This window comes from Pelagibius sp. 7325, assembly GCF_037652055.1.
In the GTDB taxonomy this organism is placed as follows: Bacteria; Pseudomonadota; Alphaproteobacteria; order Kiloniellales; family Kiloniellaceae; genus Pelagibius.
The window spans coordinates 149,547-166,724 of record NZ_JBBKAH010000005.1 but is presented as its reverse complement, the minus strand read 5'-3'; the positions used below and the strand labels follow the sequence as shown (position 1 = coordinate 166,724).

The window sequence follows — 17,178 nt, the reverse complement described above, 5'->3', positions numbered from 1 at the left end:
TTCAGGTCATCAGCAGGCGGTCGCCGTCACGGAACACAACGGTATCGGGGGTGAGGTGCACGCCGCCGACCCAGTCGTCGATACCGTTCTCCGCCACGTGGTTGGCTTCGCCCGCCAGGACCTTGCGCCCGAAATCCGTGATCTCGACGAGATGCTGCTTCTTGAGAGGCTGACTGCTGCTGAGCGAAACAAGCGGCGACGACGGACCCAAGCCGCCCAGCTTCGTGAGGCGATCGTAGAGGTAGGGGTCTCTCACCCAGTCGGGAGTGTCAGAGAATGCCATGGCGTAGCCGGTGATTTTCCGCGGTAGCGGTCCGTTTTCGATGGTTTGGCGAAGCAGCACCTCGTCCCAGCGGCTCAGTCCCGTGCGAACGTCCGGATAGCGGTAGATAAGCTCAGCCATAGCGCGGTGCAGAAATGGCAGAAGACCGGGATCGGCAAGGTAGTCGACCAGCAACCCCGGGTCGCTAGCGGTATATGCCTGCCAAGCTCTCCTGAGTTCTTCAATTTGATCCGAGCCCAGCGGCTTGGCGCCCGGGTTCAGGCGATTGATCGCCTCGGGGCTCAACATGCCGATGGTCACGAGAGGCCACTTCTGATGGGAGTGTTCGAACTCGACGACGCGTAGCTTCGCGTGGTCGAACTTGAAGCGATCAAACAGAAAGACAATCCAGGTCAGCAGCAACTGGTCGGCCAGTCCCTGGGTGACCCAGACGACCACTTCAGGGGCCTCGGCGAGGCGCTCGCCATCGATGTGCGGACCGATTTCCGGCTCGTCGCCGAAGGAGACCGTTGGCGGCAGAGGGTGATCGGACATGGCGCGGTGCCAAGTCTCGAAGAGAGTATCGGAATAGACTTTCCGTATTCGATGCCAGGCAATCAGGTCGTCCATCATGGGGGCCGGTCCACAATGGAGGTCTGAATCCCCGACGAGGACCTGATGGTTCCTGACCCGCAGGGCCTGCTTCAGGCAGCCTGCCGCAGAGCCGCCCGAGACGACATGAAGGGTCTTGCTGGGGTCGTTGATCATTCGGCTTAGATTGTACGCGGAGGTTGCTGAGCTCGGCGAAAAAAGGGGCCGCTCCCGGCGGGGGCGGCCCCTTTGTCTTTCGGCTGTCGCTGGCGCTTAGGCCGCCGGCTTGGCCTCGACGCCGTTGGTGTTGAGGAACTCCTGCAGCTCGCCGGACTGGAACATCTCGCGGATGATGTCGCAGCCGCCGACGAACTCGCCCTTCACGTAGAGCTGGGGGATGGTCGGCCAGTTGCTGAAGTCCTTGATGCCCTGGCGGATGCCCGGATCCTGCAGCACGTCGACGCCTTTGAACTTCACATTGAGGTGCGAGAGGATCTGCACCACGGCGGCGGAGAAGCCGCACTGCGGGAACACCGGCGTGCCCTTCATGAACAGCACGACCTGGTTGTCGTCGATCTCCTGCTTGATCCGCGCGGCTACGGTATCGTCCATAACCTGAACTCCTTTCCCGAAAACGGCCAGCCGCCCTACCGCGGCCGCCTTGGCCTCTGAGGGCCGTTGTTCACAAAACGGTTTAAGCGCGACGTGTCCCGGCTCAGGCCTCGGGCGGTGCCGAGGTTTGCAGCGCCAGCGCATGAAGCTCGTTGCCCATGCGGCCCTGCAGGGCCTCGTAGACCATCTGGTGCTGCTGCACCCGGGTCTTGCCGCGGAAGGCCGTCGAGGTGACATAGGCGGCGTAGTGGTCGCCGTCGCCGCGCAGGTCCTCGATCCGCACCTGGGCGTCAGGCATCGCCGCCTTGATCATTCCCTCGATTTCCGACGGGTTCATCGGCATGAAAATTATCCTTGTCCCTCAATCCTCTACGGGCCTTTTCTCAGACCCTGTCTCGTTCCGCCGCCCTAGCTCCTGATCGGTGGCTAGCGGTTCATGTAGCCGGGCAGCCAGTCCTCGTGCGCGGCCCTGAGGTCCGCCAGGGATATGGCCTCCCCCGGTGCGATGATCAAGCGCGCATCTCCACCCTGGGGGCCGGTGCGCCCGATCGCCCGCGCCGGCACGCCGGCTTTCTCGGCGGCGGCCAGCAAAGCCCCGGAATCGGCTGTGGTCACAAGATAGCGCGCCTGGTCCTCGCCGAACAACCACGCGCAGAGAGGGGGATTGCCGGGCACGCCCGCGGCGTCGGCGATATCGGCGCCGCAGCTGCCGGCCAGCGCCATCTCGGCGAGGGCGACCGCGAGGCCGCCGTCGGCGAGGTCGTGGCAGGCGGTGATGGCGCCGGCGTGGATCTGCGCCCGCACGAAATCGCCGTTGCGCCGCTCGGCGGCGAGGTCGACCGGCGGCGGCGCGCCCTTCCGCGTGCCCTCGATGTCGCGCAGGTAGATCGAAGCGCCGAGGTGGCCCGTCGTCTCGCCGATCAGCACCAGGGTCTGGCCCTCACCGGGCAGCGCCGCGCTGACGATGCGGTCGAGATCGTCGATCAGGCCGACGCCGCCGATCACCGGGGTCGGCAGGATGGCCTGGCCGTTGGTCTCGTTGTAGAGCGAGACATTGCCGGAGACGACGGGGTAGTCGAGCGCCTCGCAGGCCGCCTTCATGCCGGCGATGCAGCCGACGAACTGGCCCATGATCTCGGGCCGCTCCGGGTTGCCGAAGTTCATGTTGTCGGTGACGGCCAAGGGACGGGCGCCGACCGCGGTGAGGTTGCGCCAGCTCTCGGCCACCGCCTGGGCGCCGCCGCGCTCCGGGTCCGCCTTGCAGTAGCGCGGCGTGCAGTCGCTGCTGGCGGCGAGGCCGCGGTTGGAGCCGTGGATGCGCACCACGGCGGCATCGCCGCCGGGCCGCGCCACGGTGTCGCCCATGACCATGTGGTCGTACTGCTCCCACACCCAGCGCTTGGAGCAGAGGTCCGGTGTCGCCATCAGGCGCTTCAGCGCCTCGGCGGGGGTGACCGAGGGGGTGAAGCCCTCGGGGTCGACGTCGTCCTGCGCCGGGGTCGGCTGCCACGGGCGGTCGTATTCGGGCGATGCTTCGGCGAGCGGATCGATCGGCAGGTCGCCGACCACTTCACCATGCATCTTCAGCACCATGCGCCCGCTGTCGGTGAGGCGGCCGATGATGGCGAAGTCGAGGTCCCACTTCTCGAAGATGCCGCGCGCCAAGTCTTCCTTGCCGGGCTGCAGCACCATCAGCATGCGCTCCTGGCTTTCCGACAGCATCATCTCGTAGGGCGTCATGCCCGCCTCGCGGCAGGGCACCTTGTCGAGCTCCAGCTCGACGCCGGAGCCGCCCTTGGAGGCCATCTCGAAGGAGGAGGAGGTGAGACCAGCGGCACCCATGTCCTGGATGGCGACGATGGCGTCGGTCGCCATCAGCTCCAGGCAGGCCTCGATCAGCAGCTTCTCGGTGAAGGGATCGCCGACCTGAACGGTCGGGCGCTTCTCCTGGGAATCGTCGTCGAACTCGGCCGAGGCCATGGTGGCGCCGTGGATGCCGTCGCGTCCGGTCTTGGAGCCGACGTAGACCACGGGCTTTCCGACACCGGCGGCGGCCGAATAGAAGATGCGGTCGGCCGGGGCGATGCCCACGGTCATGGCATTGACCAGGATATTGCCGTTGTAGGACGGGTCGAAGTTCACCTCGCCGCCCACCGTCGGCACGCCCACGCAGTTGCCGTAGCCGCCGATGCCGGCGACCACGCCGGCGATCAGGTGGCGGGTCTTGGGGTGGTCGGGCGAGCCGAAGCGCAGCGCGTTCAGGTTGGCCACCGGCCGCGCGCCCATGGTGAAGACGTCGCGCAGGATGCCGCCGACGCCGGTCGCGGCGCCCTGATAGGGCTCGATGTAGCTCGGGTGGTTGTGGCTCTCCATCTTGAAGATGGCGGCCAGGCCCTCGCCGATGTCGATGACGCCGGCGTTCTCGCCGGGCCCCTTGATGACCTGCGGGCCCTTGGTCGGCAGGGTCTTCAGCCACTTCTTGGAAGATTTGTAGGAGCAGTGCTCCGACCACATCACCGAGAAGATGCCGAGCTCCAGCAGGTTCGGCTCGCGGCCCATGATGTCGAGGATGAGGTCGTATTCCTGGCCGTTGAGTCCGTGCTCGCGCACGACCTCCGGCGTAACGGGCTGCTCGTTGGCAACTGCGGAACTCACGAAAGCGCCTCCACCAGGCCGTCGAAGAGGGCGCGCCCGTCGGTGCCGCCCAGCTTGGGATCGGCCAGGCGCTCGGGGTGAGGCATCAGGCCCAGCACCGTCTTGGTTTCGTTGTAGACGCCGGCGATGTTGCGCAGGGAGCCGTTGGGGTTGGCCTCCGCCGTCACGCTGCCGTCCGGCGTGCAGTAGCGGAAGGCGATCTGGCCGCGGTCTTCCATCGCCGCGAGGGTATCGTCGTCGGCGTAGTAGTTGCCGTCGTGGTGGGCAACCGGGATGCGGATCGCCTGGTCCTGCTCGTACTTCGCGGTGAACAGGCTCTGGCTCGACTCCACCTTGATATTGACGTCGCGGCAGACGAAGCGCAGGTCGGCGTTGCGCATCAGGACGCCGGGCACCAGCCCCGTCTCGGTCAGCACCTGGAAGCCGTTGCAGATGCCCAGCACGGCGACGCCCTTGTTGGCGCGCGCCACCACTTCCTTCATGACGGGCGACTGCGCCGCCATGGCGCCGCAGCGCAGGTAGTCGCCGTAGGAAAACCCGCCGGGCAGCACGATGAGGTCGACTTTCTCGAAGTCGCTGTCCTTGTGCCAGACCATGACGGGTTCGTTGCCCATGGACTGTCTAAGCGCAACCTGGACGTCCCGGTCACAATTGGAACCCGGAAACACGATGACCGCGGCTTTCATGCGCGCTCTCCTAAGCAGATCCGGTCCATCGACGACGGGTCAGGCGTTCAGCTCGATGGCGTAGTTTTCGATGACGGTATTGGCCAGCAGCTTCTCGCACATGGCCTCGACCTCGGCGCGGGCCTTGGCGGGGTCGCTCTCGGCCAGCTGGAACTCGATGACCTTGCCCTGGCGCACATCGTCCACGCCGCCGAAGCCGAGCGAGGCGAGTGCGTGTTCGATGGCCTTGCCCTGGGGGTCGAGAACGCCGTTTTTCAGGGTGACGTGAACGCGCGCCTTCATGGGCAGATCGCTCCGACTCGCGGGGGGTGAAAGTTGGCCGGACCTTAGCGGCGACGGCCCGGCAAGACAAGCCGCACACGAGCGAGATCGGGCGGTTTGCGGGGGCGGTTTCTTGTCCCCATACCTGCCGCCAATTTAATTGACTAAGTCATATAAATTGATGGACGATGGCATCCAAGTCGTTGCCGCGAGGGAGTTGCCGCCATGACCAGGCTGGACCGGCGGGTGGACGCCGTGCGCCGTTTCACGCGCTTTTACACCCAGCACATCGGGGTTCTGCACCGCCATCTGCTGGAGAGCCCCTTTTCGTTGACCGAGGCGCGGGTGCTCTATGAACTGGCTCACCACGAGACCACCAGCGCCAAGGAGCTGGCCGGCGAACTGGGGCTCGATGCCGGCTATCTCAGCCGCATCCTCAAGCGTTTCGAGAAGCACGGCCTGGTGGAGCGCCGGCGTTCCGCGGCGGACGGGCGCGCCGCGGACATCACCCTGACTCCGGCGGGGCTCCAGGCCTTCGCGGAGATCAACGCCCGCTCGCGCGCCGAGGTGAGCGCCATGCTGGCCAGGCTGGACGACGGGGAGCAGACAGCGGTCGTTCAGGCCATGGCGACCGTCGAGAAACACCTCGGCGGCGGCCATGGCCCGGAACGGCAGCCGCGCAAGGTGCCCTACATCCTGCGCCCGCCGCAGCCCGGCGACATGGGCTGGATCGTCCACCGCCACGGCGTGCTCTATGCCGAGGAATACGGCTGGGACGACACCTTCGAGGCGCTGGTCGCCAAGATCGTGGCGCATTTCATCGAGGCCTACGACCCCAAGCGCGAGCGCTGCTGGATCGCCGAGAAGGACGGCGAGGTGGTCGGCTCGGCCTTCGTGGTGCGCGATTCGGAGTCGGTCGCCAAGCTGCGGCTGGTCTACGTCGAGCCCGCGGCGCGCGGACTGGGCATCGGCCAGCGCCTGGTGGCCGAGGCAATCCGCTTCTCCCGGCTGCATGGTTACAAGAAACTCACGCTCTGGACGAACGACATTCTGGTATCTGCCCGCCGGATATACGAAGCTGCAGGCTTCACGCTGGTGAAAGAAGAAAAGCATCACAGCTTCGGCAAGGACCTGGTCGGCCAGCACTGGGATCTGGAACTCGGTTAAACAAAGCAGGGGGATTATGCGGTCCTGGCCCGCGATTCTGGCGGCCGCGACGGTGGGGGTGCAGGTCGGAGCCGCGACTGTGGCATCTCGTGCCGTGGTTGAGGACGTCGGGCCGGTTTCGCTGGCCTTGCTGCGCTATGCCATCGGCGTGTGCTGCCTGCTGCCGTTCTTCTTCGCCGCGCCGCGGGTGCGCTTCACCGTCCGCGACCTTGCCGCCGTCGCCGCGCTCGGCATCGGCCAGTTCGGCGTCATCATCGTGCTGCTGAACTTTGGCCTGCTCTACGTGTCCTCGGCGCGCGCGGCGCTGATGTTCGCGACTTTTCCGATCATGACCATGCTGCTGGCCGCCGCCCTCGGCCACGAGAAGCTGTCGCTCAGTAAGACGCTGGGGGTGGCGGTCTGCTTCGCCGGTGTCGGCCTTGCCTTGCTCGACAAGCTGACTGTGGCGCAGGCCGCGGGCGGAGAATGGCTGGGCATTGCCGCCATCCTCGGCGCGGTGCTGACCGGCGCCGCCTGTTCGGTGCTCTATCGCCCTTATCTGCAGAAGTATCCGACCCTGCCGGTCAGCACGCTTGCCATGCTGGCCTCGGTGGTCGTGCTCGCCTTCCTCGCCGTGCCGGAAGGCGTCGGCGCAACGGTGCTGCGGCTGTCGGCGCGCACCTGGGGCGTCATCGTCTTCATCGGCATTTCCAGCGGCACCGCGTTCTTCTGCTGGCTGTGGGCGCTGGGCCGCATGCCGGCGACTCAGGTGACCGTGTTCCTGTCGCTCAGCCCGATCACCGCAGCGCTGCTGGGCGTCCTGCTGCTGGACGAGACGCTGTCGCCGTTGACGCTGGCGGGGCTCGCCGCTGTGGTCGCCGGCCTGCTCATCGCCTTCGCCGGCCCGTCGCCGGTGCGCGCCGCCGAGACTCCCAGCGAGCCGCCGATCTGATCTAGAACCAGCGGCGCACGCGCGCCTTGTAGTCGCGGTAGGCGCTGCCGAAGCGGCGCTCCAGGTAGCGCTCCTCGCGACGGATGACGCCGAACTCCATCACCAGCAGCACCGCCGGCAGCAGCACCAGCGCGCCGAGGCTGGCGAAGAACGCGGTGACAGCGAGGTAGACCAGCGTGACGCCGACGTAGATCGGATTGCGGCTGAAGCGGTAGAGCCCGCCGGTAACCAGCGCGCTGGCGGGGCGGTGCGGCGGTATGCTGGTGCCGGCGCGGACGAAAAGGCCGGCGGCGGCGAGCGCCAGCAGTAGGCCGGCGGTGCCCAGCAACGCCGCCAGGGAGACACCGGCGCCGCCGGCGAGGCCTGGCAGTGGCGGCAGGGTGAAGAGGCGGTCGGCGCCCCAGCCCAGCAGCAGCCCGGCCAGATAGATCAACGGCGGGTGTGTGATCACACCCGCCGTGTCGTCGCTGTGCTTGGGGGCCGGCATCGGCCGGAAGGCTCTCAGTCCGGATTGATCCTGGTGATCTTCGTGCCCTCGATGGTGAGGCCGGCCATCAGGCCCTTCTGGTCGAAGAAGAACACCAGGATGTTGTCCTTGGCCGAGGTCGTGGTCAGCGAGGCGCCGGCGCCTTCATCGACCACCACCACGTTCGGGGCGGTGCCGATTTCCCAGCCGTCGCTGTTGTCGAGGTAGCCCAGCGCCGTCTCGTTCATGAAGAAGATGGCGTAGCCGAAGGTCTGCAGGCCGGCCTGCAGGCCGAAGGAGGCGGCGGCGGTGCTGTAATACTGTGCCACCGCGTCGTTCTTGAACAGGGCGCCCTCGCCGTACTGGCCGCCGATGATGAGTCCGCCCTTGACGATCTTCGGGAACACCAGGATGGCGGCGGCCTCGGGCGCCAGTTTGTCGGCCGCCGGAGAATTCTGCTTCAGCAGCGCCAGCGCATCACGCGAGTTCTGCTCGATGGTCGCCGCCTTCTCCGCGCGCGCCGTCGAGGCCTGGAAAGTGAAGCCGGCGGTGAGCGCCGCCAACAGAGCAAGAACCACCGGGAACCGAACGCGCATCGCTGTCTCCTGTCGACTTTATTGATTGTCCCCATTCTACCGCGATCCTGCGCGGGCAGAACAGGCACGAAGAACGCTGCGGAACGTCCGGCCGCGGACGTCCCTGCTGGCGGTCGGCCTACTGAATGAGGCGCGGTCCCTGGAGGTCTACCGGGCCGGCTTCCGGCAGCACGCCGAGGCGGCGAGCGACCTCCTGATAGGCCTCTTCGACGCCGCCCAGGTCGCGGCGAAAGCGATCCTTGTCCAGCTTCTCGTTGGTGGTCACGTCCCACAGGCGGCAGGAGTCCGGGCTGATCTCGTCGGCCAGCACGATGCGCATCTCCTCGTCATCCCACAGGCGGCCGAACTCCAGCTTGAAGTCGACCAGCTTCAGGCCGACGCCGAGGAACAGGCCGGTGAGGAAGTCGTTCACGCGCAGGGCGTACTGCAGCATCTCGTCGATGTCCTGCGTGTTGGCCCAGCCGAAGGAGGTGATGTGCTCCTCGGAGACCATCGGGTCGCCCAGTTCGTCGTTCTTGTAATAGTACTCGACGATCGAGCGCGGCAGCGGCGCGCCTTCCTCGATCCCGAGACGCTTGGACAGCGAGCCGGCGGCGATGTTGCGCACCACCACCTCGAGCGGGATGATCTCCACCTCGCGAATCAGCTGCTCGCGCATATTGAGACGGCGCACGAAGTGGGTCGGCACGCCGATGCTCTCCAGCCGCGTCATCAGATACTCGGAGATGCGGTTGTTCAGCACGCCCTTGCCGGTGATCACGCCCTTTTTCTGGGCGTTGAAGGCGGTGGCGTCGTCCTTGAAGTACTGGACGAGCGTTCCCGGCTCCGGTCCTTCGAAGAGCACCTTGGCCTTGCCTTCGTAGATCTGTCTGCGTCGCATCTCTTGCACCTGAAGTTGGGTGCCGCCAGGACGGCGGCCTGCACCCGTGTTGGGGATTTGGTCCCATTACGCAGGGTGGCATGCGCCCCTGCGCCCCTTGCCCCCAGCCGTCTTGCGGCACGCCTCAGGGGGAGCCTCGTCATATAGCAGGAGAACCCAGGCAAAACAATGACGCCCACCGGCGCCGGATACCATCAGCCAAGCTATTGTAATAGAACAAATTTTATCAGCCGTTCGGCGGCGCTGCCAGGGCCTCCAGCGGGGCGTAGGGGGTGCGGTCCGGGCGCCCGGGCGCGAACAGCCAGACCGGCCGCCAGGGCGTCCCGCCGGGCCCCGCCAGTCCCGCCGCCGGCAGCGCGAGCAGCGAGGAGCAGACGGTCTGGAAGCCGCCGCGCTCGACGGTCATCGCCGCCTCGCCGCCGGGCTCGCTGCGCGCCAGGATGGCCTGCCACGCGGCCCAGTCTCCGTCCTGGTTGCCGGTCCCCCAGGGCTCGGGCGGCACGGCAGCTTCGAAGTCGGCAAGGTGGCGGGCGACGCGCGGGCTGGCGGGATCGTTGAGGTCGTAGGCGGTCAGCATCGAAAGGCCATCGGGCACGGGCTCCAGCTCGATCACCCGGGCGTCCGGCGTGCCGCGGTTGCGCAGCCAGTAGGCATCGCGGTTGTCGGCGACCACCATGTTGAAGCTGCGGTACGCCTGGGGGTTCAGCTCCGCCAGGGCCTCGGCGGCGGCCAGCGCGTCGGCGTGGTCGAGGGCCTCCAGCACCAGTTCGCCGCGGCTGCGCTTGCCGGCGGCCGGGCCGAGGGAGCCGCGGCGGTTGAGGATGGCGGCCACCACGCCGTGGTCGTTGAGGCCCAGCCAGGAGCCCCCGGCCGTGCGATCGAGGCCGGCGACCACCTCCGGCCGGTCGGGCCAGTGGCGGCCCGGCGCGGCCCAGGGCCGGTCGACCATCTCGTCACGATTGGCGGCCAGGATCACCGGCCAGGGATGCTCCGGACGGCGCAGAATTACCAGGGTACACATGGGGGACGCGGCGGCTTTCTATCGGTGAGGGTGGCGAAATCCGGGCCAAAGCGCCGCGGCAGCGACTTGAAGTAGTTTAACGCAGCCGCGAAGGGCGCTATAAAGCCTCCTGATGAACCGCCGCTGCCAGACGATGCAGCAGAGCATAACCGCCATGTGAAGGGTCGGCCAACCCCTTCGCCCTCACGGGGCACAACCGGAGGGCGGGACGCCACTCCAGGAGACCTATCGACCGATGTCGACATTCAACGAGCGCGAAAAGGCTTTCGAGGACAAGTACAAGCACGACCAGGACCTGCAGTTCCGCACCGAGGTTCGGCGCAACAAGCTGCTGGGCCGCTGGGTCGCGACGGAACTGCTCGGTCTCGAGGGCGACGCCGTGGAAGCTTATGCCAAGGACGTTGTCGCCAGCGATCTCGACGAGCCCGGTGTCGACGATGTGGTGCGCAAGGTCATGGCCGATATCCAGGCCAAGGGTGTCGACTTCTCGGAGCACCGTCTGCGCCACCGCCTGGAAGAACTGATGACCGAGGCCAAGCATCAGATCATGAGCGAGTAGGGCGCGGCACCAAGCCGACGCGGAAAGGGCCGCCCCGAGGGGCGGCCCTTTTTTGTTGCGTCTAGGCCGAGCCCGACTCGCACGCTATTGCCACATCATTGATGTCATTCCGGCACTTGCTGCCGGCATCCGTTGCCCTTGCAGCTTGCCTCGCCCGTCGGCCAATGGGTCCCGGGGCCAAGCCCCGGGACGACACCGGTGTTTCTTACTCCGCGGCTTTCGCTTGGGCATCCTTCCCGAACACCCGGGCGAAGATCGTGTCGACGTGCTTGGTGTGGTAGCTGGCGTCGAAGCAGGCGGCGAGCTTGGCCTCGTCGATCTTGCCGGCGATCTCCGGGTCGCTCTTCAGCAGCGCCAGGAAGTCGCCTTCGCCGCCCCACACCTTCATGGCGTTGCGCTGCACCAGGCGGTAGGAGTCCTCGCGGCTGATGCCGGCTTGCGTCAGCGCCAGCAGCACGCGCTGGGAATGCACCAGGCCGCCCAGCTGGTCGAGGTTCTTCTGCATGGTCTCCGGGTAGACCAGCAGCTTCTCGACGACGCCGGCCAGGCGGTTGAGGGCAAAGTCCAGGGTGACGGTGGTGTCCGGGCCGATCATGCGCTCGACAGAGGAGTGCGAGATGTCGCGCTCGTGCCACAGCGCCACGTTTTCCAGGGCGGGCACGACGGCGGCGCGCACCAGGCGGGCGAGGCCGGTGAGGTTCTCGGTCAGCACCGGGTTGCGCTTGTGCGGCATGGCCGAGGAGCCTTTCTGCCCCGGCGCGAAGTATTCCTCCGCCTCGCGCACTTCGGTGCGCTGCAGGTGGCGGATCTCGATGGCGAGGTTCTCGACCGACGACGAAATCACGCCCAGCGCGGCGAAGAAGGCCGCGTGGCGGTCGCGCGGAATGACCTGGGTGGACACCGGCTCGGCCTGCAAGCCCAGCTTTTTGGCGACGTACTCTTCCACGTAGGGGTCGATGTTGGCGAAGGTGCCGACGGCGCCGGAGATGGCGCAGGTGGCGATCTCCTCGCGCGCGACTTCAAGCCGCTTGCGGCCGCGGGCGAAGGCGGCGTAGTGGCCGGCCAGCTTCACGCCGAAGGTGGTGGGCTCGGCATGGATGCCGTGGCTGCGGCCGAGACACACGGTGTTCTTGTGCTCGAAGGCGCGCGCCTTCAGGGCGGCCAGCACGCGGTCCATGTCGGCCAGCAGGATGTCGGTGGCCTGGGTCAGCTGCACGGCGAGGCAGGTGTCCAGCACGTCGGAGGAGGTCATGCCCTGGTGGACGAAGCGGGCTTCGTCGCCGACGTGCTCGGCCAGGTTGGTCAGGAAGGCGATGACGTCGTGGTGCGTCACGCGCTCGATCTCGTCGATGCGGTCGACCTCGAAGGCGCCGCGCTCCCACACCGCCTTGGCGGCCTCCTTGGGAATGACCCCCAGCTCGGCCTGGGCGTCGCAGGCATGCGCCTCGATCTCGAACCAGATGCGGAATTTGTTCTCCGGCTCCCAGATGGCGGTCATTTCGGGGCGGCTGTAACGCGGAATCATGAGGGAAGATGTCCTGCTGCTGGAGGGGGCCCGGAAGAAATATGGGGAAGGGCCTCTTTATAGCGGCGGGGCGCGCCGGCGGCAACGCCGTCCGACCCCTCGCAATCCCACAGAACGCGCCGGAATGTGCGGCTTTCAGGCGGTCGGGGACTTGCTGCGCCGCCGGCCGGACCGGTCGCCGCAGACCTCCCAGACGCAGCCGCGCAGCCAGCGGTGGGCCAGATCCGCATCCAGGCGCGGGTGCCACAGTAGCGAGACGGTGATCTCCGGCACAGGGACCGGGAGGCGAAAGCTCGCCAGCCCGTCGCGCAGATTCCCCGTGTAGCGTTCGGGAACGCAGGCGACCAGGTCCGTGGCGTGTGCCAGGGCCAGGGCTTCCGAGAAGCTGCCGACGACCGTCATGATCTGCCGCTCCAGCCCCAGGGGGCCGAGGGCCTCGTCGATGCGGTCGGTGCCGATGTCCCGGCGTGCGACCAGGACGTGGCGGGCGGCGGCAAAGCGGGCCGGGGTGATCCTGCCTTTGCAGAGCGGGTGCCCTTTGCGCGCGACGCCGACGAAGCGGTCGCGGAACAGTGCCTGCGCGCGCACCTCCGGCCCCATGTCCTTGCCGATGACGCCGGTTTCCAGATCGATGCTGCCGTCGCGCAGGGGCGTGCTGTCCTTGTTCGGCTTCGGCACGAAGCGCAGCCGGACGCCTGGTGCTTCCGCGGCGACACGGGCGATTAGGGCCGGGCCGAAGGTCTCGACGAAGCCCTCACGGTTTCTCAGCGTGAAGGTCCGCTCAAGCCGCGTCAGATCCAATGTCTCGGCGGGGCGCAAGATGGCTTCGGCGTCCTGCACCAGCGGGCCGACGCGCGCGCGCAACTCCAGCGCCCGGGGTGTCGGGACGAGGCCGCGTCCCGCGCGCACCAGCAGAGGATCGCCGGTCGTCTCGCGCAGGCGGGCCAGGGCGCGGCTCATCGCCGAGGGGCTCAGCCGCAGCCGCCTGGCGGCGCCGGCCACGCTGCCTTCGCTCAGCAGTACGTCGAGGGTGACAAGCAGGTTCAGATCGGGGAGCGCCATCAGCTCAGCATACCATGGGCCGTCGGAAATGACATGGCGCCAAACGCACGAATTAAGTGCAATTGATGCGTCTTCCGCCATGTGTCGCAAGGGCCTAACTGTCGGGCGGCTCCCCGTTTCCCGGGGGCCCTGACAAGGCGCAAGCGAGGCGAGGCAAATCATGACCGAACAGAACGCAACAATGGAAGAGCGGGCCGCTCCCTCGGTTCGCTGGGCGCTCGCCGGCCTGGCAATGACGATGCTGCTAGCTTCGCTGGGCATCAGCATCGCCAACGTCGCGCTGCCGACGCTGGTCCAGGCTTTCGGCGCGTCGTTTCAGGCCGTGCAGTGGGTGGTGCTCGCCTATCTGCTGGCGGTGACCACGCTGATCGTCAGCGCCGGGCGCCTCGGCGACCAGTTGGGGCACCGAAGGGTGCTGCTGGCCGGCATCGCGATCTTCACCTCGGCCTCGGCCCTATGCGGCGCGGCGGCGACGCTGCCGATGCTGATCGCGGCGCGGGCGCTGCAGGGCCTCGGCGCGGCCATCCTCATGGCGCTCACGCTGGCGCTGGTGCGCGAGACCATCGCCAAGGACAAGACAGGCAGCGCCATGGGCCTGCTCGGCACCATGTCCGCCGTCGGCACCGCCCTCGGTCCGTCACTGGGCGGACTGCTTCTCGCCGGCCCCGGCTGGCGGGCGATCTTCTACGTCATGGTGCCGCTGGGACTGGTCGGCTTCCTGCTGATCTGGCGCAGCCTGCCCGCAGGGCGCCGGGTGCCGCCGGGCGACAGTGCCGGTTTCGATGCCTGGGGCACGCTGCTTCTCGGCCTCACCCTAGCGGGCTACGCGCTGTCCATGACGGTCGGGCGCGGCGACTTCGGCGGCTTGAACGCGGCGCTGCTGGCGGCGGCCGCGGCGGCCGCCGTCGTTCTCGTGCTGGTGGAGACGCGGGTCGCCTCCCCGCTGCTGCGGCCGGCGATGTTCCGCGACGCGGCGCTGAGCGCCAGCCTGGTCATGAATGCGCTGGTCGCAACCGTGATGGCGGTAACGCTGGTGGTCGGCCCGTTCTACCTGTCGCGCGCGCTGGGGCTCGATGCCGTGCACGTCGGCGCCGTTCTCTCGGTGGGGCCGGTGGTTTCCGCGTTGAGCGGCGTTCCCGCCGGCCGCATCGTCGACCACCTGGGCGCGCGGGCCATGGTCGTCGCGGGGCTGGCGCTAATGCTCGCCGGGACCGTCGCCCTGGCGGCGCTGCCGGGCCTGTTCGGTCTGGCGGGCTACATCACCGCCCTCGCGGTGCTCGCACCCGGATACCAGCTGTTCCTCGCGGCGAACAACACTGCCGTCATGGCCGACGTCGCGCAGGATCGGCGCGGTGTCCTCTCCGGCCTGCTGAACCTGGCGCGCAATCTGGGATTCGTCACCGGCGCCTCCGTCATGGGGGCCGTCTTCGCGGCCGCCGTGGGGGAAAGCGACATCACCGCGGCGTCGCCCGATGCCGTCGCCTTCGGCCTGCGGATCGCCTTTGCCGTCGCGGCGGGGCTGATCGCTGCCGCGCTCGCCACCGCCCTGGCCGCGCCGCTGCGCCGTGCCGTGCGGAGACCGGCGGCCGTCGCCGACTAAAGCAGCCCCAAACTCCGGAAGCTCGCGTGGCCGGCGCGGCCGATTACCAGGTGGTCGTGGATGACGATGCCCAGCTTGGTGGCGGCGCCGGCCAGCTCCTCGGTCATGGCGATGTCGGCGGCCGAGGGCTCGGCCTCGCCGCTGGGGTGGTTGTGGACAAGGATGAGGGCGGCGGCGCCCAGTTCCAGAGCGCGCTTCATCACCTCGCGGGTGTAGACCGGGGTGTGGTCGATGGTGCCCTGCTGCTGCACTTCGTCGGCGATCAGACGGTTGCGCTTGTCGAGGAACAGCAGACGGAACTGCTCGACCGGCTGGTGCGCCATGGTGAGGCGGCAATAGGCCAGCAGCTTGTCCCAGGACGAGATCACGTCGCCGGCCATGGCTTCCTCGCGGGCGAGCCGCGCGGCCGCCTCGGGGATGACCTTCAGCACGGCGATGGAGGCATCGCCCATGCCCGCCACCTTGGCGAGGGCTTCGGGCGGGGCGGTGAGCACGCGGGCGAGGGTCCCGAAGCGCTCGATGAGCGCCTTGGCCAGCGGCTTGGTGTCGCCGCGCGGCCTGGCGCCGAACAGCAGGAACTCCAGGACCTCGTAGTCGGCGAGACTCGCGCCGCCACGCTCCAGCAGCCGCTGGCGCAGGCGCTCGCGGTGGCCGTGGTAGTGCGGCTTGTCTGAACTGTTTTCCCTGCCGTCGCCGTCCAGCGGACCGCTCCCCCGTTTCCCGCTCGCCGGCGCAATTAGAGAACGCGCCGCGCGGATATTCAACCGTGAGATTGAGCGCACGATCGGACGCGCGATCGGGGAACCCGCCGAACTAGTGATTTGTTAACTATGGCAGGCGCAATAATTGATGCCGACGAAGGTCGGTCCAAGCAGGTCGATTCTGTTGATTTGTCCTCTGATGCGTCTTCGAGGGAAATGCAGATGTCCGATGTTCCTACACCCGATGCCGCCACGGATGCCGTCACGCACGGCAGCAACGTGATCGCCTTTCCGGTGCGTCCGCGGCCGGTGTCCGTCGCGCCGGTCGATCTTTTCGAGGACTGGATGAGCTGGGCCGAGTGCGAGCTGGCGATCCTCGGTTTCGATCTTTCGGCAACCAGCTACAACTGGCGCGCGGCACATCAGAAGGGCCTGCGTCCCGAGATCGCCGCGGAGCACGCGGTGCGCGGCCTGCAGGTCGGCTGAGCCGCCGTCCGGCGGACGTCCAGCCGCGCCGCCAAGATTCACGGGGTCCGGCACTGCAGAAGGCAGGCCGCACCACCAACACCACCCCCTGAGGCATCCCCGCGACCGCCGACGTGACGTTTGGCGGCGACTGTGGTTGGCCGCCTGTTCGCCGGACCTCCGCAGGTAGACAGTCTGCGTGGTTGCGACGAAAGCGCCGCGTGACGGCTCAGTCGTAAGGCGGCTGGTGCCAGCCCTTGGGGGAGAGGGTGAAGATCTCGTAGCCGGTGGCCGTGACGCCGATCGAGTGTTCGAACTGGGCCGAGAGCTTCATGTCCCGCGTGACGGCGGTCCAGCCGTCCTGAAGAATCTTCACTTCCGGGCGGCCGGCGTTGATCATCGGCTCGATGGTGAAGAACATGCCCTCGCGCAGCTTCACGCCGGTGCCGGGGCGGCCGTAGTGCAGCACGCTGGGCGCGTCGTGGAAGACCTGGCCGAGACCATGGCCGCAGAAGTCGGTCACCACCGAGAAGCGCTGCCTCTCGGCGAAGGACTGGATGGCGTGGCCGATGTCGCCCAGGGTCGCGCCCGGCTTCACCACCTCGATGCCGCGCATCATGGATTCGTAGGTCACCTCGACCAGGCGGCGCGCCTTGATCTTGGGTTCGCCGACGAAGAACATCCGGCTGGTGTCGCCGTGCCAGCCGTCGACGATGACGGTGACGTCGATGTTGATGACGTCGCCGCTCTCCAGGCGCTTGTCCTCGCTGGGAATGCCGTGGCAGACGACATGGTTCACCGAGGTGCAGATCGATTTCGGGAAACCGCGGTAGTTCAGCGGCGCGGGGATCGCGCCGGCAGCCTCGATGAAATCGTGGCAGAGCGTGTTCAGGTGCTCGGTGGTCACCCCCGGCTGCACTTCCGGGGTGATCATGTCCAGGGTCTCCGCCGCCAGGCGGCCGGCACGGCGCATGCCTTCGAACGCGGCCTCGTCGTGGATGACGTAGCCGCCCTCGGAGGGGCTGACGCGCTCGGCGGAATAAGCTTGCTTCATGGACTTCGACCCTTAGAGCAAAACGTGCATTCTATTTAAGCATTCTAGCCGGGAAATCCAGCTTTTGCACGGCTTGGCGGGGGC

19 protein-coding genes are annotated in these 17,178 nt (G+C 67.5%); 5 read left to right on the top strand and 14 right to left on the bottom strand.

Annotation, left to right across the window (positions count from 1 at the left end; all coding sequences use genetic code 11):
* Position 1: 1 nt before the first annotated feature.
* The 6 genes from WDC82_RS15820 to purS form a co-directional block, all read right to left on the bottom strand.
* Positions 2 to 1,030: a DUF1835 domain-containing protein gene (locus WDC82_RS15820; protein WP_340118320.1), complete on the bottom strand. Its 1,029-nt coding sequence runs from the start codon at positions 1,028 to 1,030 to the stop codon at positions 2 to 4.
* 96 nt (positions 1,031 to 1,126) lie between these two features.
* Complete coding sequence (gene grxD / locus WDC82_RS15815) at positions 1,127 to 1,465, bottom strand: Grx4 family monothiol glutaredoxin (RefSeq protein ID WP_340118319.1); 339 nt, start codon at positions 1,463 to 1,465, stop codon at positions 1,127 to 1,129.
* Positions 1,466 to 1,568: 103 nt separating this feature from the next.
* Positions 1,569 to 1,808 carry a BolA family transcriptional regulator gene (locus tag WDC82_RS15810; protein WP_340118318.1) on the bottom strand — a complete coding sequence of 80 codons (240 nt, stop codon included), beginning with the start codon at positions 1,806 to 1,808 and terminating at the stop codon, positions 1,569 to 1,571.
* A gap of 83 nt (positions 1,809 to 1,891) precedes the next feature.
* A complete protein-coding gene (gene purL, locus WDC82_RS15805) occupies positions 1,892 to 4,120 on the bottom strand; it encodes a phosphoribosylformylglycinamidine synthase subunit PurL (protein ID WP_340118317.1) in 2,229 nt (742 codons plus the stop codon).
* The gene (purQ, locus tag WDC82_RS15800; protein ID WP_340118316.1) at positions 4,117 to 4,806 is read right to left on the bottom strand and encodes a phosphoribosylformylglycinamidine synthase subunit PurQ; all 690 of its coding nucleotides are present in this window, start codon (positions 4,804 to 4,806) and stop codon (positions 4,117 to 4,119) included. Before purQ ends, purL begins: the two co-directional genes overlap by 4 nt.
* A 39-nt stretch (positions 4,807 to 4,845) precedes the next feature.
* Positions 4,846 to 5,088, bottom strand: coding sequence for a phosphoribosylformylglycinamidine synthase subunit PurS (gene purS, locus WDC82_RS15795; RefSeq protein WP_340118315.1), 243 nt, complete (start codon positions 5,086 to 5,088; stop codon positions 4,846 to 4,848).
* A 204-nt stretch (positions 5,089 to 5,292) separates the two neighbouring features.
* On the opposite strand from purS, the gene WDC82_RS15790 reads away from it, so the two are divergent.
* Complete coding sequence (locus WDC82_RS15790; protein ID WP_340118314.1) at positions 5,293 to 6,234, top strand: helix-turn-helix domain-containing GNAT family N-acetyltransferase; 942 nt, start codon at positions 5,293 to 5,295, stop codon at positions 6,232 to 6,234.
* A gap of 16 nt (positions 6,235 to 6,250) precedes the next feature.
* On the top strand, positions 6,251 to 7,165 hold the full coding sequence (locus tag WDC82_RS15785) for a DMT family transporter (protein ID WP_340118313.1): 915 nt from the start codon (positions 6,251 to 6,253) through the stop codon (positions 7,163 to 7,165).
* Position 7,166: 1 nt separating this feature from the next.
* Here WDC82_RS15785 and WDC82_RS15780 read toward each other — a convergent pair whose 3' ends face one another.
* The 4 genes from WDC82_RS15780 to WDC82_RS15765 all read right to left on the bottom strand — a co-directional run bounded on the left by WDC82_RS15780 (position 7,167) and on the right by WDC82_RS15765 (position 10,128).
* A complete protein-coding gene (locus WDC82_RS15780; protein ID WP_340118312.1) occupies positions 7,167 to 7,652 on the bottom strand; it encodes a methyltransferase in 486 nt (161 codons plus the stop codon).
* A 14-nt stretch (positions 7,653 to 7,666) separates the two neighbouring features.
* Positions 7,667 to 8,227: a lipid-binding SYLF domain-containing protein gene (locus WDC82_RS15775; protein ID WP_340118311.1), complete on the bottom strand. Its 561-nt coding sequence runs from the start codon at positions 8,225 to 8,227 to the stop codon at positions 7,667 to 7,669.
* 118 nt (positions 8,228 to 8,345) lie between these two features.
* A complete protein-coding gene (purC, locus tag WDC82_RS15770; RefSeq protein WP_340118310.1) occupies positions 8,346 to 9,107 on the bottom strand; it encodes a phosphoribosylaminoimidazolesuccinocarboxamide synthase in 762 nt (253 codons plus the stop codon).
* A 226-nt stretch (positions 9,108 to 9,333) separates the two neighbouring features.
* Positions 9,334 to 10,128: an NRDE family protein gene (locus WDC82_RS15765; protein ID WP_340118309.1), complete on the bottom strand. Its 795-nt coding sequence runs from the start codon at positions 10,126 to 10,128 to the stop codon at positions 9,334 to 9,336.
* Positions 10,129 to 10,363: 235 nt separating this feature from the next.
* Here WDC82_RS15765 and WDC82_RS15760 point away from each other — a divergent pair, with 235 nt between their 5' ends.
* Positions 10,364 to 10,687, top strand: coding sequence for a DUF1476 domain-containing protein (locus tag WDC82_RS15760; RefSeq protein ID WP_340118308.1), 324 nt, complete (start codon positions 10,364 to 10,366; stop codon positions 10,685 to 10,687).
* A 205-nt stretch (positions 10,688 to 10,892) separates the two neighbouring features.
* Here the strand turns inward: WDC82_RS15760 and purB are convergent, their stop codons facing one another.
* Together purB and WDC82_RS15750 are read right to left on the bottom strand one after the other, a co-directional pair.
* Entirely contained in the window at positions 10,893 to 12,212 is a 1,320-nt protein-coding gene (gene purB, locus WDC82_RS15755) for an adenylosuccinate lyase (protein ID WP_340118307.1), read from the bottom strand.
* Positions 12,213 to 12,347: 135 nt separating this feature from the next.
* Positions 12,348 to 13,274, bottom strand: coding sequence for a LysR family transcriptional regulator (locus WDC82_RS15750; protein ID WP_340118306.1), 927 nt, complete (start codon positions 13,272 to 13,274; stop codon positions 12,348 to 12,350).
* A 160-nt stretch (positions 13,275 to 13,434) separates the two neighbouring features.
* On the opposite strand from WDC82_RS15750, the gene WDC82_RS15745 reads away from it, so the two are divergent.
* A complete protein-coding gene (locus tag WDC82_RS15745; protein ID WP_340118305.1) occupies positions 13,435 to 14,874 on the top strand; it encodes an MFS transporter in 1,440 nt (479 codons plus the stop codon).
* Here the strand turns inward: WDC82_RS15745 and radC are convergent.
* Positions 14,871 to 15,638, bottom strand: a complete 768-nt coding sequence (radC, locus tag WDC82_RS15740; RefSeq protein WP_340118304.1) for a DNA repair protein RadC — start codon at positions 15,636 to 15,638, stop codon at positions 14,871 to 14,873. The genes WDC82_RS15745 and radC overlap by 4 nt on opposite strands.
* Before the next feature lie 159 nt (positions 15,639 to 15,797).
* On the opposite strand from radC, the gene WDC82_RS15735 reads away from it, so the two are divergent.
* Positions 15,798 to 16,061 (top strand): hypothetical protein, encoded by a 264-nt coding sequence (locus WDC82_RS15735; protein ID WP_340118303.1) that lies wholly within the window; start codon positions 15,798 to 15,800, stop codon positions 16,059 to 16,061.
* Positions 16,062 to 16,269: 208 nt separating this feature from the next.
* Here WDC82_RS15735 and map read toward each other — a convergent pair whose 3' ends face one another.
* Positions 16,270 to 17,094, bottom strand: a complete 825-nt coding sequence (map, locus tag WDC82_RS15730; RefSeq protein ID WP_340118302.1) for a type I methionyl aminopeptidase — start codon at positions 17,092 to 17,094, stop codon at positions 16,270 to 16,272.
* Positions 17,095 to 17,178: the final 84 nt, after the last annotated feature.

What these genes read in the sequence shown, in the direction of transcription:
- WDC82_RS15820 (WP_340118320.1), bottom strand. Translation starts at nt 1,030, where the DNA reads ATGATCAACGACCCCAGCAAGACCCTTCATGTCGTCTCGGGCGGCTCT.
- grxD (WP_340118319.1), bottom strand. Translation starts at nt 1,465, where the DNA reads ATGGACGATACCGTAGCCGCGCGGATCAAGCAGGAGATCGACGACAAC.
- WDC82_RS15810 (WP_340118318.1), bottom strand. Translation starts at nt 1,808, where the DNA reads ATGCCGATGAACCCGTCGGAAATCGAGGGAATGATCAAGGCGGCGATG.
- purQ (WP_340118316.1), bottom strand. Translation starts at nt 4,806, where the DNA reads ATGAAAGCCGCGGTCATCGTGTTTCCGGGTTCCAATTGTGACCGGGAC.
- purS (WP_340118315.1), bottom strand. Translation starts at nt 5,088, where the DNA reads ATGAAGGCGCGCGTTCACGTCACCCTGAAAAACGGCGTTCTCGACCCC.
- WDC82_RS15790 (WP_340118314.1), top strand. Translation starts at nt 5,293, where the DNA reads ATGACCAGGCTGGACCGGCGGGTGGACGCCGTGCGCCGTTTCACGCGC.
- WDC82_RS15785 (WP_340118313.1), top strand. Translation starts at nt 6,251, where the DNA reads ATGCGGTCCTGGCCCGCGATTCTGGCGGCCGCGACGGTGGGGGTGCAG.
- WDC82_RS15780 (WP_340118312.1), bottom strand. Translation starts at nt 7,652, where the DNA reads ATGCCGGCCCCCAAGCACAGCGACGACACGGCGGGTGTGATCACACAC.
- WDC82_RS15775 (WP_340118311.1), bottom strand. Translation starts at nt 8,227, where the DNA reads ATGCGCGTTCGGTTCCCGGTGGTTCTTGCTCTGTTGGCGGCGCTCACC.
- purC (WP_340118310.1), bottom strand. Translation starts at nt 9,107, where the DNA reads ATGCGACGCAGACAGATCTACGAAGGCAAGGCCAAGGTGCTCTTCGAA.
- WDC82_RS15765 (WP_340118309.1), bottom strand. Translation starts at nt 10,128, where the DNA reads ATGTGTACCCTGGTAATTCTGCGCCGTCCGGAGCATCCCTGGCCGGTG.
- WDC82_RS15760 (WP_340118308.1), top strand. Translation starts at nt 10,364, where the DNA reads ATGTCGACATTCAACGAGCGCGAAAAGGCTTTCGAGGACAAGTACAAG.
- purB (WP_340118307.1), bottom strand. Translation starts at nt 12,212, where the DNA reads ATGATTCCGCGTTACAGCCGCCCCGAAATGACCGCCATCTGGGAGCCG.
- WDC82_RS15750 (WP_340118306.1), bottom strand. Translation starts at nt 13,274, where the DNA reads ATGGCGCTCCCCGATCTGAACCTGCTTGTCACCCTCGACGTACTGCTG.
- WDC82_RS15745 (WP_340118305.1), top strand. Translation starts at nt 13,435, where the DNA reads ATGACCGAACAGAACGCAACAATGGAAGAGCGGGCCGCTCCCTCGGTT.
- WDC82_RS15735 (WP_340118303.1), top strand. Translation starts at nt 15,798, where the DNA reads ATGTCCGATGTTCCTACACCCGATGCCGCCACGGATGCCGTCACGCAC.
- map (WP_340118302.1), bottom strand. Translation starts at nt 17,094, where the DNA reads ATGAAGCAAGCTTATTCCGCCGAGCGCGTCAGCCCCTCCGAGGGCGGC.